The organism is Kluyvera chengduensis (genome assembly GCF_044197065.1).
Taxonomy (GTDB): Bacteria; Pseudomonadota; Gammaproteobacteria; order Enterobacterales; family Enterobacteriaceae; genus Kluyvera; species Kluyvera ascorbata_C.
Map to the genome: position 1 here is coordinate 469,698 of NZ_JBIQOI010000002.1, position 14,008 is coordinate 483,705.

At 55.5% G+C, this 14,008-nt stretch carries 13 protein-coding genes; 10 read left to right on the forward strand and 3 right to left on the reverse strand.

Going from position 1 to position 14,008, the window contains the following annotated elements; all coding sequences use genetic code 11:
• The first annotated feature begins 20 nt into the window (after nucleotides 1–20).
• The 6 genes from mnmA to ACH1XZ_RS07955 all read left to right on the forward strand — a co-directional run bounded on the left by mnmA (nucleotide 21) and on the right by ACH1XZ_RS07955 (nucleotide 6,677).
• Nucleotides 21–1,130, forward strand: a complete 1,110-nt coding sequence (gene mnmA / locus ACH1XZ_RS07930) for a tRNA 2-thiouridine(34) synthase MnmA (protein ID WP_035896079.1) — start codon at nucleotides 21–23, stop codon at nucleotides 1,128–1,130.
• Between the two features lie 74 nt (nucleotides 1,131–1,204).
• Nucleotides 1,205–1,846: a high frequency lysogenization protein HflD gene (hflD, locus tag ACH1XZ_RS07935; protein ID WP_035896078.1), complete on the forward strand. Its 642-nt coding sequence runs from the start codon at nucleotides 1,205–1,207 to the stop codon at nucleotides 1,844–1,846.
• A gap of 3 nt (nucleotides 1,847–1,849) precedes the next feature.
• Nucleotides 1,850–3,220 carry an adenylosuccinate lyase gene (gene purB, locus ACH1XZ_RS07940; protein ID WP_395595097.1) on the forward strand — a complete coding sequence of 457 codons (1,371 nt, stop codon included), beginning with the start codon at nucleotides 1,850–1,852 and terminating at the stop codon, nucleotides 3,218–3,220.
• Between the two features lie 124 nt (nucleotides 3,221–3,344).
• Nucleotides 3,345–4,019, forward strand: a complete 675-nt coding sequence (phoP, locus tag ACH1XZ_RS07945; protein ID WP_035896075.1) for a two-component system response regulator PhoP — start codon at nucleotides 3,345–3,347, stop codon at nucleotides 4,017–4,019.
• The gene (gene phoQ / locus ACH1XZ_RS07950) at nucleotides 4,016–5,479 is read left to right on the forward strand and encodes a two-component system sensor histidine kinase PhoQ (protein WP_395595098.1); all 1,464 of its coding nucleotides are present in this window, start codon (nucleotides 4,016–4,018) and stop codon (nucleotides 5,477–5,479) included. The genes phoP and phoQ overlap by 4 nt, the downstream gene beginning before the upstream one ends.
• 76 nt (nucleotides 5,480–5,555) lie before the next feature.
• Nucleotides 5,556–6,677 carry a ribosomal protein uL16 3-hydroxylase gene (locus ACH1XZ_RS07955; protein WP_395595099.1) on the forward strand — a complete coding sequence of 374 codons (1,122 nt, stop codon included), beginning with the start codon at nucleotides 5,556–5,558 and terminating at the stop codon, nucleotides 6,675–6,677.
• 127 nt (nucleotides 6,678–6,804) lie between these two features.
• On the opposite strand, the gene pepT is transcribed toward ACH1XZ_RS07955, so the two are convergent.
• Nucleotides 6,805–8,031, reverse strand: coding sequence for a peptidase T (pepT, locus tag ACH1XZ_RS07960; RefSeq protein WP_395595100.1), 1,227 nt, complete (start codon nucleotides 8,029–8,031; stop codon nucleotides 6,805–6,807).
• Between the two features lie 267 nt (nucleotides 8,032–8,298).
• Here pepT and potA point away from each other — a divergent pair, with 267 nt between their 5' ends.
• The 4 genes from potA to potD are packed head-to-tail and all read left to right on the forward strand — an operon-like array spanning nucleotide 8,299 to nucleotide 12,127.
• Nucleotides 8,299–9,435: a spermidine/putrescine ABC transporter ATP-binding protein PotA gene (gene potA, locus ACH1XZ_RS07965; RefSeq protein ID WP_395595101.1), complete on the forward strand. Its 1,137-nt coding sequence runs from the start codon at nucleotides 8,299–8,301 to the stop codon at nucleotides 9,433–9,435.
• Entirely contained in the window at nucleotides 9,419–10,276 is an 858-nt protein-coding gene (potB, locus tag ACH1XZ_RS07970; protein ID WP_395595102.1) for a spermidine/putrescine ABC transporter permease PotB, read from the forward strand. Before potA ends, potB begins: the two co-directional genes overlap by 17 nt.
• A complete protein-coding gene (potC, locus tag ACH1XZ_RS07975) occupies nucleotides 10,273–11,064 on the forward strand; it encodes a spermidine/putrescine ABC transporter permease PotC (RefSeq protein ID WP_395595103.1) in 792 nt (263 codons plus the stop codon). The genes potB and potC overlap by 4 nt, the downstream gene beginning before the upstream one ends.
• Nucleotides 11,065–11,080: 16 nt before the next feature.
• Entirely contained in the window at nucleotides 11,081–12,127 is a 1,047-nt protein-coding gene (potD, locus tag ACH1XZ_RS07980; protein WP_333498557.1) for a spermidine/putrescine ABC transporter substrate-binding protein PotD, read from the forward strand.
• Between the two features lie 75 nt (nucleotides 12,128–12,202).
• On the opposite strand, the gene cobB is transcribed toward potD, so the two are convergent.
• Together cobB and nagK are read right to left on the reverse strand one after the other, a co-directional pair.
• Entirely contained in the window at nucleotides 12,203–13,024 is an 822-nt protein-coding gene (gene cobB / locus ACH1XZ_RS07985) for a Sir2 family NAD+-dependent deacetylase (RefSeq protein ID WP_395595104.1), read from the reverse strand.
• A gap of 12 nt (nucleotides 13,025–13,036) precedes the next feature.
• Nucleotides 13,037–13,948, reverse strand: coding sequence for an N-acetylglucosamine kinase (gene nagK / locus ACH1XZ_RS07990; protein WP_395595571.1), 912 nt, complete (start codon nucleotides 13,946–13,948; stop codon nucleotides 13,037–13,039).
• Nucleotides 13,949–14,008 lie beyond the last annotated feature (60 nt).

Below are 14,008 nucleotides of genomic sequence, written 5' to 3' on the forward strand. Positions count from 1 at the left end.
CCAATGTCGTGAGTATTCCAATGTCAGAAAGCCAGAAAAAAGTGATCGTCGGCATGTCCGGCGGTGTTGATTCCTCCGTTTCCGCCTACCTGTTGCAACAACAGGGCTATAAGGTGGAGGGCCTGTTCATGAAGAACTGGGAGGAAGACGACGGCGAGGAATACTGCACTGCTGCCGCCGATCTTGCCGATGCGCAAGCGGTATGCGATAAGCTCGGCATTGAGCTGCACACCGTTAACTTTGCTGCCGAATACTGGGATAACGTTTTTGAGCTCTTCCTGGAAGAGTACAAAGCGGGTCGTACGCCGAACCCGGACATCCTATGCAACAAAGAGATCAAATTTAAAGCCTTCCTCGAATTCGCTGCTGAAGACCTGGGCGCTGACTACATCGCGACCGGTCATTACGTGCGCCGTGCGGATGTGAACGGCAAAAGCCAGCTTCTGCGTGGCCTCGATGGCAACAAAGACCAGAGCTACTTCCTTTATACGTTGGGTCACGAACAGATAGCACAAAGCCTGTTCCCGGTCGGCGAACTGGAAAAGCCGCAGGTGCGTAAAATCGCCGAAGAGCTGGATCTCATCACCGCGAAGAAAAAAGACTCTACCGGTATCTGCTTTATCGGCGAGCGTAAATTCCGCGAGTTCCTCGGTCGCTACCTGCCCGCGCAGCCGGGTAAAATTATCACCGTTGACGGCGAAGAGATCGGCACCCATCAGGGGCTGATGTACCACACGCTCGGTCAGCGTAAAGGTCTGGGTATTGGCGGGACAAAAGAAGGGACGGAAGATCCGTGGTACGTGGTCGACAAAGACGTTGAAAACAACGTGCTGGTTGTCGCCCAGGGTCACGATCACCCGCGTCTGATGTCCGTTGGTCTTATCGCACAGCAGTTGCACTGGGTTGACCGCGAACCGGTCACCGGCACGTTCCGCTGCACCGTGAAGACCCGCTATCGCCAGACCGATATCCCGTGCACCGTCACCGCACTGGATGAAGGCCGTATTGAGGTTCGCTTTGAAGAACCTGTTGCCGCAGTGACACCAGGTCAGTCCGCCGTGTTCTACAACGGTGAAATCTGCCTCGGTGGCGGCGTGATTGAGCAGCGACTGCCGCTGCCAGTGGAATAAAGCCCTGCTTCGATAGGGTACAACGCAATCTGGCCCGCGTCGCGCCGCAGGTCAGATGCCAACAAGGAGTGAGCGTGGCGAAGAATTACTATGACATCACCCTGGCGCTGGCCGGTATCTGCCAGTCAGCCCGTCTGGTGCAGCAACTGGCCCATCAGGGACATTGCGACGGCGACGCGTTACACGTTTCGCTGAACAGTATTATCGATCTGAACCCGGACTCTGCGCTGGGCGTGTTCGGTGGCAGTGAAGCCAATCTTCGTCTCGGCCTTGAAACCCTGCTCGCGGTGCTGAATGCCAGCAGCCGTCAGGGTCTGAACGCAGAGTTGACCCGCTATACCCTCAGCCTGATGGTGCTGGAGCGCAAGCTTGCCGCCGCCAAAGGGGCGATGGATATCCTGGGCAACCGTATTACCGGTCTGCAGCGTCAGCTCGACCATTTTGATTTACAGTCAGATACCCTGCTGAGCGCGATGGCCGGTATCTATGTTGACGTGATTAGCCCGCTCGGCCCGCGAATTCAGGTAACCGGTTCCCCTGCCGTGCTGCAAAGCCCGCAGGTGCAGTCCAAGGTCCGCGCTTCGCTGCTGGCAGGTATCCGCGCCGCGGTGCTATGGCACCAGGTTGGCGGTGGCCGTCTACAGCTGATGTTTTCTCGTAATCGCCTGACCACTCAGGCAAAACAAATTCTTGCTCATTTAACCCCGGAGTTATGATCTATGGAATTATCCTCACTGACCGCCGTTTCCCCCGTCGATGGACGCTACGGCGATAAAGTCAGCGCGCTGCGCGGGATTTTCAGCGAATACGGTTTGCTGAAGTTCCGTGTACAAGTCGAAGTACGCTGGCTGCAAAAGCTGGCCGCACACGCAGCCGTCAAGGAAGTTCCTGCTTTTGCTGCCGACGCAAACGGTTTCCTTGATAGTATCGTGGCGAACTTCAATGAAGAAGACGCGGCGCGCATTAAGACTATCGAGCGCACCACCAACCACGATGTGAAGGCGGTTGAGTATTTCCTGAAAGAAAAAGTCGCGTCCGTGCCTGAGCTGCACGCCGTGTCTGAATTCATTCACTTTGCCTGCACCTCCGAAGACATCAACAACCTGTCCCACGCGCTGATGCTGAAAACCGCGCGCGAAGAAGTGGTGCTGCCATACTGGCGCAAACTCATTGACGCCATTAAAGACCTGGCCGTTCAGTACCGTGATATTCCACTGCTCTCCCGTACCCACGGTCAGCCGGCTACGCCGTCAACCATCGGTAAAGAGATGGCCAACGTGGCTTACCGTATGGAACGTCAGTACCGCCAGCTCACACAGGTTGAGATCCTCGGCAAAATCAACGGTGCGGTCGGTAACTATAACGCCCACATCGCCGCCTATCCGGACGTTGACTGGCACCAGTTCAGCGAAGAGTTCGTCACCTCTCTGGGCATTCAGTGGAACCCGTACACCACCCAGATTGAGCCGCACGACTATATCGCCGAGCTGTTTGACTGCATCGCACGCTTCAACACCATCCTTATCGACTTCGATCGTGATGTGTGGGGCTACATTGCGCTCAATCACTTCAAGCAGAAAACCATTGCCGGCGAAATCGGTTCTTCCACCATGCCGCACAAGGTCAACCCAATCGACTTCGAAAACTCCGAAGGCAACCTGGGCCTGTCCAACGCTGTGCTGCAGCACCTGGCCAGCAAACTGCCGGTTTCCCGCTGGCAGCGTGACCTGACCGATTCCACCGTGCTGCGTAACCTGGGCGTGGGTATTGGCTATGCGCTGATCGCCTACCAGTCCACCCTGAAAGGCGTGAGCAAGCTGGAAGTGAACCGCGACCGTCTGCTCGACGAACTGGATCACAACTGGGAAGTGCTGGCTGAACCAATTCAGACCGTGATGCGTCGCTACGGTATCGAAAAGCCGTACGAAAAGCTGAAAGAACTGACCCGCGGCAAGCGCGTGGATGCCGAAGGCATGAAGCAGTTTATCGACGGTCTGGCGCTGCCAGAAGAAGAGAAAACTCGCCTGAAAGCCATGACCCCGGCTAATTATATTGGCCGCGCCATCACCATGGTTGATGAGCTGAAATAATCCAGCCTCTCCTCTCCTTCATCCTGAAGGAGAGGACTTTCCTGCCAATTTAATCAATGTTTATCTCCATAACGTCATAATCAGCGTTAAACTATTCACGTCATTAATTAAATGGAGAAACAGCATGCGCGTACTCGTCGTAGAGGACAACGCTCTGTTACGTCATCACCTGAAAGTTCAGCTCCAGGAAATGGGCCATCAGGTCGATGCCGCAGAAGACGCGAAGGAAGCAGATTATTATTTAGGCGAGCATATTCCAGATATTGCGATTGTTGATTTAGGCCTTCCTGATGAAGACGGTCTGTCGCTGATTCGCCGCTGGCGCAGCCACGATATTTCGCTGCCGATTCTGGTGCTCACCGCACGTGAAAGCTGGCAGGATAAAGTGGAGGTGTTGAGCGCTGGCGCCGACGATTACGTCACCAAGCCTTTCCATATTGAAGAGGTTGCCGCCCGCATGCAGGCGCTGATGCGTCGTAACAGCGGTCATGCCTCGCAGGTTATCTCCCTACCGCCGTTCCAGGTTGACCTCTCTCGCCGCGAACTCTCCATTAATGACGAGGTGATTAAGCTCACCGCATTCGAATACACCATTATGGAAACGCTCATCCGCAATAACGGTAAGGTGGTTAGCAAAGACTCCCTGATGCTTCAGCTCTATCCGGATGCGGAGCTGCGCGAGAGCCACACCATCGACGTCCTGATGGGACGCCTGCGTAAGAAAATTCAGGCTCAGTATCCCCAGGACGTGATTATTACCGTGCGCGGTCAGGGCTATCTGTTCGAACTACGCGAATGAAGAGTTTACGTCGGCATTTCCTGCCGCTTTCGCTGCGGATGCGTTTCCTGCTGGCGACGGCCGCGGTGGTTATCGTGCTGTCGCTGGCCTATGGCATGGTGGCGCTCGTTGGCTATAGCGTAAGCTTTGATAAAACCACCTTCCGCCTGCTGCGCGGCGAGAGCAACCTGTTCTATACCCTCTCCAAATGGGAAAACAGTAGGCTCAGCGTCGATATTCCTGAGAATCTCAATATGCAGGGTCCCACGGTGGCGTTGATCTACGACGATCAGGGCAAACTGCTGTGGCAGCAAAAAGATCTCCCGTGGCTGGTGAACAGCATTCAGCCCGAGTGGCTTAAAGGCAACGGTTTCTATGAGATAGAAGCAGATGCCAGCGCCAGTAGCACCCTGCTGCGCGACGATCATGAGATACAAAAAGAGCTCACCGAAATGCGTCAGGAAGGCGACGATTCGGAGATGACCCACTCGGTAGCCGTTAACAGCTACCCGGCCACCAATCTGATGCCAGCATTGGTTATCGTGGTGGTGGACACCATTCCTATTGAGCTTAAACGCTCCTATATGGTCTGGAGTTGGTTCTCCTACGTGCTCGCCGCCAACCTGCTGCTGGTTATCCCGCTATTGTGGATTGCCGCACACTGGAGCCTGCGCCCCATTGCGGATCTGACCCGTGAAGTCCGCGAGCTTGAGGAGCATCACCGGGAGCATCTCAACCCCGACACCACTCGCGAGCTGACAAGCCTGGTACGCAACCTGAACCGGCTGCTGAAAAGCGAACGCGACCGCTACGATAAGTACCGAACCACGCTGACCGATCTGACCCACAGCCTGAAAACACCGCTGGCGGTGCTGCAAAGTTCGCTGCGTTCGCTGCGCAGTGAAAAAATCACCGTAAGCGAGGCCGAACCCGTCATGCTGGAGCAGATAAGCCGTATCTCACAGCAGATTGGCTATTACCTGCACCGCGCCAGCATGCGCTCCGATAGCACGCTGTTCAGCCGCGAGCTTCATCCGGTGGCCCCGCTGCTGGATAGCCTGACATCGGCACTGAACAAGGTCTATCAGCGTAAGGGGGTCAACATCACCCTGGACATCTCGCCGGAGATCTCCTTCGTCGGTGAGAAAAACGACTTTATGGAAGTAATGGGCAACCTGCTGGATAACGCCTGTAAATACTGCCTTGAATTTGTTGAGGTTTCCGCCCGCCAGACCGATGATTACCTGCATATTATCGTCGAAGATGACGGCCCTGGCATTCCGCAAAGTAAACGCGATATCGTCTTTGACCGCGGCCAGCGTGCCGACACGCTGCGTCCTGGACAAGGGGTAGGTCTCTCGGTTGCTCGCGATATCGTGGACCAATATGACGGCCAGATTATTGCCCACGAAAGCCTGCTCGGCGGCGCAAAAATGGAAGTTATTTTCGGTCATCAGGGCCCGGACAGTCACGAAGGGTAAATAATGTTTCCGTAGCAGGGTAGTTTTGTGAATACGATGTATAATCCGGACATACATCTGCTGCGGAAATATCAATATGGAATACCACTTAACGTTAAACTGGCCCGATTTTATGGCGCGCTACTGGCAAAAGCGCCCGGTAGTGTTGAAACGCGGCTTCGCCAACTTTATTGACCCTATTTCACCGGATGAACTGGCTGGTCTGGCGATGGAAAATGAAGTGGATAGCCGTCTGGTGAGCCATCTTGACGGCAACTGGCAGGTTAGCCACGGTCCTTTTGAAAGCTACGATCACCTGGGCGAAAGCAACTGGTCGCTGCTGGTACAGGCGGTTGATCACTGGCATGAGCCTTCCAGCGCGCTGATGCGCCCGTTCCGCACCCTTCCCGACTGGCGTCTTGACGATCTGATGATCTCCTTCTCGGTACCGGGCGGCGGCGTTGGCCCGCACGTCGACCAGTACGATGTCTTTATCATTCAGGGTACCGGCCGCCGTCGCTGGCGCGTGGGCGATAAAACTGCCCTCAAGCAGCATTGCCCACACCCGGACCTGCTTCAGGTTCAGCCGTTTGATGCCATTATCGATGAAGAAATGGAGCCCGGTGATATTCTCTATATCCCACCAGGATTCCCGCACGAAGGCTACGCGCTGGAAAACTCGCTCAACTATTCCGTAGGCTTCCGTTCACCGAACAGCCGCGAGCTGATAAGCGGTTTTGCCGACTATATTCTGCAGCGTGACCTCGGCAGCCAACACTACAGCGATCCCGACGTACCGTCACGCGATCACCCGGCGGATCTGCTGCCGCAGGAAGTGGATCGTCTGCGCGACATGATGCTGGGCATGATCCAGCAGCCGGAACACTTCCAGCAGTGGCTGGGCGAATTTATCAGCCAGTCGCGTCATGAGCTGGATATTGCTCCGCCGGAGCCGCCTTATCAGCCGGATGAGATTTACGATGCGCTGCAACAGGGCGACATGCTGCAACGTCTGGGCGGCCTGCGGGTGATTCGTATCGGGGATGATTTCTTTGTCAACGGCGAGAAGATCGACTCACCGCATCAGCAGGCGCTGGATGCCATGGCGGGCAGTATTATGCTGGAGAGCCAGCATTTCGGCGAGGCACTGGATGACCCGTCCTTCCTGGCGATGCTGGCCGCGCTGGTGAATAGCGGGTATTGGTTTTTCGCAGAATAGATAATACGTAGGCCGGATAAGGCGAAGCCGCCATCCGGCAGAACGACGCACATTGCCGGATGGCGGCTTCGCCTTATCCGGCCTACAAAACACCCGGCTCAAATATAAGCCGGGTTTTCTTTTCCGATTAACCGCGCTTCGCCGTCAGTTCCGCAATACGCACAATCACCTGCACCGCTTTCTCCATGCCTTCCAGGGTCACAAACTCGTGCTTGCCGTGGTAGTTATAGCCACCGGTAAAGAGGTTCGGGCACGGGAGTCCCATAAATGACAGCTGCGCGCCGTCGGTGCCGCCACGAATCGGTTTGAGATCCGGCTCGATATCACAATCGCGCATCGCCTGTTGCGCGATATCCAGAATGTGAGGATGATCGGCCACCTTTTCGCGCATATTGTAATAGCTGTCTTCAATAATCAGCTCAATATAGCAATCCGGGTGCAGCCCTTTGCCGACCTTCTTGGCGATTTCCATCATCTTGCGCTTACGCGCTTCAAACTGCTTACGGTCGAAGTCGCGAACGATGTAATGCATCTCTGCGCGATCCACCGAGCCTTTGATGCTGGTGAGATGGTAGAAACCTTCATAACCTTCGGTGGTTTCCGGGCTCTCATCGGCCGGGACTTCCGCGTGAATGCGGGCCGCCAGCGACAGCGCGTTGACCATCACCCCTTTCGCGGTCCCCGGATGCACGTTGTTGCCAACAATCTTGATGGTAATAGAGGCAGCGTTAAAGTTTTCAAACTCCAGCTCACCCACGCCACCGCCGTCCACGGTATAGGCCCACTGGGCGTTAAAGGCTTCGACATCAAAGTGCTTCGCCCCTTTCCCGACCTCTTCGTCCGGGGTAAACGCCACGCGAATATCGCCGTGTGGAATGTTTTTCTCTTTCAGCACCGCCAGCGCGGTCATGATTTCGGCAATACCGGCTTTATCATCGGCACCCAACAGCGTTTTGCCGTCGGTGGTGATAAGCGTTTGCCCCAGCAGTTGATGCAGCACCGGGAACATCACCGGCGACAGCACTTCATCACCGATACCCAGCGCGATATCGCCGCCGCGATAGTTTTCAACAATTTGCGGATTAACGTTTTTACCGCTGAAATCCGGTGCGGTATCCACATGGGAGATAAAACCGATCGCCGGAATATCGCCGCTGACGTTCGCCGGGAGGGTGCCCATCACCGTACCCTTCTCACTCAGCGTGACGTTAACCAGCCCCATTGTTTCCAATTGCTCTTTGAGCAGATGTAATAGTTTCCACTGCCCTTCGGTACTCGGCACCTGACGCACGCCGGGCTTCGACTGTGTGTCCAGTGAAACGTACTGCAAAAAACGCTCAAGCAATTTATCCATGTAGCCACCCTCACTTTTTGTGACAACATTATCAATAAGCAGGAAAACACAAATATTGCGTCAGGTCACTTTTAGTCCGGCAAAGGCCATTTTTTTCATCAATACGTCGCTAATCATCAGATATACCTAAGGTAGCTTAGACAAGGATTGGCGATTGAGTATCGTTTGCCGTAGAATGCCAGCCCTTATTAATAAATATCAGACCTCTAAACGTCTAAAGGTGGATAACCACAAACCCCGCATCGGTAAGCCATCCGGTGTGTTGACATGGGACAGAGTAAGAAATTGAATACAAAATCGCGTTCGCTTTCACCGCTGGTGCAACTGGCGGGAATTCGCAAAGATTTCGATGGAAAAACGGTCATCTCCGATCTGAACCTGACCATCAATAACGGCGAGTTCCTCACGCTGCTTGGCCCCTCTGGCTGCGGTAAAACAACCGTTCTTCGCCTCATCGCTGGGCTGGAAAACGTCGATGCCGGGAAAATCCATCTGGAGGACCAGGACATCACCGACGTGCCTGCCGAAAACCGCCACGTCAATACCGTGTTCCAGAGCTACGCGCTCTTCCCGCATATGACCGTGTTTGATAACGTCGCCTTTGGCCTGCGGATGCAGAAAACCCCGGCGAACGATATCACCCCACGGGTGCACGATGCGCTGCGCATGGTACAGCTTGAAGAGTTCGCCCAGCGTAAACCGCACCAGCTCTCTGGCGGGCAGCAACAGCGCGTGGCGATTGCCCGCGCCGTGGTCAACAAGCCGAGCCTGCTGCTGCTCGATGAATCTCTCTCCGCGCTCGACTACAAGCTGCGTAAGCAGATGCAGAACGAACTGAAAGCGCTGCAGCGTAAGCTCGGGATCACTTTCGTGTTCGTCACTCATGACCAGGAAGAAGCCCTGACCATGTCCGACCGTATCGTGGTCATGCGCGACGGCAAAATTGAGCAGGACGGCACGCCGCGTGAAATCTACGAAGAGCCGAAGAATCTGTTTGTGGCGAGCTTTATCGGCGAAATCAACATCTTCAACGCCACCGTCATTGAGCGTCTTGACTCGCTGCGCGTTCGCGCCAGCGTCGAAGGCCGCGAGTGCAATATTGACGTCAAATTCCCGGTCACCCCGGGGCAAAAACTCAACGTCCTGCTGCGCCCGGAAGATCTGCGCGTCGATGAAATTCACGACGGCACCGACGTTGACGGCCTGATTGGTTACGTACGCGAGCGTAACTATAAAGGTATGACGCTGGAGTCAGTGGTTGAGCTTGAAAACGGCAAAATGGTGATGGTCAGCGAATTCTTCAATGAAGATGACCCCGACTTTGACCACTCGTTAGATCAGAAAATGGCGATTAATTGGGTAGAAAGCTGGGAGGTTGTACTGGCTGATGAAGAGCACAAGTAAGTTCCAGAATGTGGTGATTGCCACCATCGTCGGTTGGCTTGTGCTGTTCGTGTTCCTGCCCAACCTGATGATCATCATCACCAGCTTCCTGACGCGTGATGATGCCAACTTCGTCCAGATGGTCTTTACCCTGGACAACTACGCCCGGCTGCTTGATCCGCTGTACGCCGAGGTGCTGCTGCACTCGCTGAACATGGCGTTTATCGCGACGCTGGCGTGCCTGGTGCTGGGCTATCCCTTCGCCTGGTTTCTGGCGCGTCTGCCGCATAAGGTGCGCCCGCTGCTGCTATTCTTGCTGATTGTGCCGTTCTGGACCAACTCGCTGATTCGCATCTACGGGCTGAAAATTTTCCTCAGCACCAAGGGCTATCTCAACGAGTTCCTGCTGTGGCTGGGCATTATTGATACCCCGATTCGCATCATGTTCACCCCCAGCGCGGTGATTATCGGCCTGGTCTATATCCTGCTGCCGTTTATGGTGATGCCGCTCTACTCCAGTATTGAAAAGCTCGATAAACCGCTGCTGGAAGCGGCGAAAGATCTCGGCGCTAGCAAGCTGCAAACCTTTATCCGCATCATCATTCCGCTGACCATGCCAGGGATTATCGCTGGCTGTCTACTGGTGATGCTGCCAGCGATGGGGCTGTTCTACGTCTCCGACCTGATGGGCGGCGCGAAAAACCTGCTGATTGGTAACGTCATCAAGAGCCAGTTCCTCAACATCCGCGACTGGCCGTTCGGTGCGGCCACCAGCATTACGCTGACCGTGGTGATGGGGCTGATGCTGCTGGTGTACTGGCGCGCCTCGCGCTTGCTGAATAAGAAGGTGGAACTGGAATGATCGGTCGACTGCTGCGCGGCGGTTTTATGACCGCCATCTACGCTTATCTCTATATCCCGATAATCATTTTGATCGTCAACTCGTTCAACAGTTCTCGCTTCGGGATCAACTGGCAGGGTTTCACCACCAAGTGGTACAGCCTGCTGATGAACAACGACAGTCTGTTACAGGCGGCCCAGCACTCGCTAACGATGGCGATTTTCTCCGCCACCGCCGCGACGCTGATTGGCTCACTCACCGCCGTAGCGCTGTACCGCTATCGCTTTCGCGGCAAACCGTTCGTCAGCGGTATGCTGTTCGTGGTGATGATGTCGCCGGATATCGTGATGGCGATTTCCCTGCTGGTGCTGTTCATGCTGCTCGGTATTCAGCTGGGCTTCTGGTCGCTACTGTTCTCGCACATCACCTTCTGCCTGCCGTTCGTGGTAGTCACCGTCTACTCGCGCCTCAAAGGCTTTGACGTGCGCATGCTGGAAGCGGCGAAAGATCTCGGCGCCAGCGAACTGACCATTCTGCGCAAAATTATTCTGCCGCTGGCGTTACCGGCGGTGGCTGCAGGCTGGCTGCTAAGCTTTACCCTGTCGATGGATGACGTGGTGGTTTCGTCATTCGTGACCGGGCCAAGCTATGAAATTCTGCCGCTGAAAATCTACTCGATGGTGAAAGTTGGCGTATCGCCGGAAGTGAACGCGCTGGCGACGATTTTGCTGGTGCTGTCGCTGGTGATGGTGATTGCCAGCCAGCTGATTGCACGAGATAAAACTAAAAGCCTGAAGGTCAGGCACTAAACTCAGGGGACGTAAAATGAAAAAATGGTCACGCCACCTGCTCGCGGCAGGTGCTTTAGCGCTCGGTATGAGTGCGGCCCACGCGGACGATAGCAAAACGCTCTATTTCTATAACTGGACGGAGTACGTGCCGCCAGGACTTCTGGAACAGTTCACTAAAGAGACCGGCATCAAGGTTATCTATTCGACCTATGAGTCGAACGAAACCATGTACGCCAAGCTCAAGACATACAAAGACGGCGCCTACGACCTGGTGGTGCCGTCGACCTACTTTGTCGACAAGATGCGCAAAGAGGGAATGATCCAGAAGATCGATAAAAGCCAATTGAGCAACTTTAAGAACCTCGACCCAGAGATGCTCAACAAGCCGTTCGATCCGAACAATGACTACTCGATCCCGTATATCTGGGGCGCAACGGCGATTGGTATCAACAGCGATGCCATTGACCCGAAAACCGTCACCAGTTGGGCCGACCTCTGGAAGCCAGAGTATAAAGGCAGCCTGCTGCTGACCGACGATGCCCGTGAAGTCTTCCAGGTGGCGCTGCGCAAACTCGGCTATTCCGGTAACACCACCGACCCGAAAGAGATTGAAGCGGCCTACAACGAGCTGAAAAAGTTGATGCCAAACGTGGCGGCGTTCAACTCCGACAACCCGGCTAACCCGTATATGGAAGGCGAAGTCAATCTGGGAATGGTGTGGAACGGCTCGGCGTTCGTGGCCCGTCAAGCCGGTACGCCGCTGGAAGTGGTATGGCCGAAAGAAGGCGGTATCTTCTGGATGGACAGCCTCTCTATTCCCGCCAATGCCAAAAACAAAGAAGGCGCGCTGAAGCTGATTAACTTCCTGCTGCGCCCGGACGTGGCAAAAGAGGTGGCGGAAACCATCGGCTACCCAACGCCGAACCTGGCGGCGCGTAAGCTGCTGAGCCCGGAAGTCGCTAACGACAAGTCGCTCTACCCGGATGCCGAAACCATCAACAAAGGCGAATGGCAGAACGACGTCGGCAGCGCCAGCACACTGTACGAAGAGTATTACCAGAAGCTGAAAGCGGGACGTTAACCGCGCCGAATTGCCTGATGGCAGCAATAAAAAAGCGGAGCCTGCGCTCCGCTTTTTATCAGCATAACCAAAACATCAAATTTCTTTCAGCAGCTTCGCTACGTACGCTGGCACCACTTCGCTTGCCAGACCATAATGCTTCTCTTCAAACTCGCTGCCGACCTGGCTTGGCTCAAGATTCAGCTCAACGGTGTGCGCACCGTGCAGCTTCGCTTCGTGAACAAAACCCGCCGCCGGATAAACATGCCCTGAAGTGCCGATGGCGATAAAAATATCCGCTCTCGCCAGCGCCATGTAGATGTGGTCCATCTCAAACGGCATCTCGCCAAACCAGACGATATGCGGGCGCAGCGGCGCCGGGAACTGGCAGCAATGGCAGCGGTCGTCCACCATCAGGTCGCCTGGCCAGTCGAACACCTGGCCACTTTGAGTGCAACGCACCTTCAGCAGCTCACCGTGCATATGCAGCACGTTTTTGTTGCCCGCGCGCTCGTGCAGATTGTCGATGTTCTGCGTCACCACCAGCACGTTCTCGCCCAGCGCCTCTTCAAGCCTTGCCAGCGCCAGATGCGCCGGGTTTGGCGCAATTTCGGCCTGCTGTAGCTGACGACGGCGATCGTTGTAGAAACGCTGCACCAGCTCAGGATCGCGGTGATAGCCTTCCGGCGTCGCCACATCCTCAACCCGATGCTCTTCCCATAGCCCGTCCGCCGCGCGGAAGGTCCGAATGCCCGACTCCGCCGAAATGCCTGCGCCCGTCAGTACGACCACTCTTGGTTTATCCATTTCTTCTGGCATCACCCTGTCCGTAAAGAAAATTCGCTGACGCAGACGCTGGCGCAGCTGACGTTTATTCCGACGAAAACGGCTCAATCGATGTAAGCGGCGCGACTGCATATCTACTCCATGTTAGTTGGTCAGATGAAGGAACGCCGCGCCGCGCATTCCCCCTGCATCACCATGACGGGCGCGCTCAATGCGCGGCGTACGGGCTACAGGCAGTAAATGACGCGGTAAGCGTTGCGCTAGTCCATCGGCGATCGCTGTAAAATTAGATAACCCACCGCCGAGCACCACCAGATCCGGGTCGACGATAGTCAGGATGTTGCCCAGGCACACCGCAAGCAAGTCCAGATAACGCTCAACGTGCTCACGCGCGTTGTGGTCGCCTTGCTGCCAGAGGGCAACGATTTCCGGCGAGGTCAGCGGCTGCTGGTAAAAATGTTGGTACAGCCACGCAAAACCACGACCGGATAAATAGTTTTCAATGCAGCCAGACTGGCCGCAGCCGCAGCGGGTGAGCGGAAAATCACGCCCCACCACCTCCAGCGCATCCACCGGCAGGCGGATGTGGCCAAACTCGCCGGTAATATAACTATGACCGGTAATCGATTTACCGTTCAGCACGATACCGCCGCCGACGCCGGTGCCGAGAATCAGCCCCATCACCAGCGGATACTGGGTGAACTCGTCGTCCCAGGCTTCGGAAATCGCGAAGCAGTTGGCATCGTTATCAAGGCGCACGTCGCGATCGAGCAGGCGACTCAGGTCCGCGCGCAGCGGTTTCCCGCTGGCCGCCGGCACGTTCGCCGCATACAGCAGGCCGCCTTCGGTTTCCGGCATACCGGGAATGCCAATGCCCACCGTCCCCCGACAATCAAAGCGTTCGTCGGCCTCTTTGACCAGCGCGATGACCGCGTCGAGAAAGCTGTCATAGCTCTCTTTCGGCGTCGGAACGCGTTTTTCCCACCGTAGCTGGCGCGATGAATCAAATACGCCGAGCGCGATTTTGCTGCCGCCAATGTCAAATCCATAATGCATCATGGTCAATTCCTCTTTGCTGACGCGTGCAGCAGCAAGGCCACACGGTCAGGACGTCAA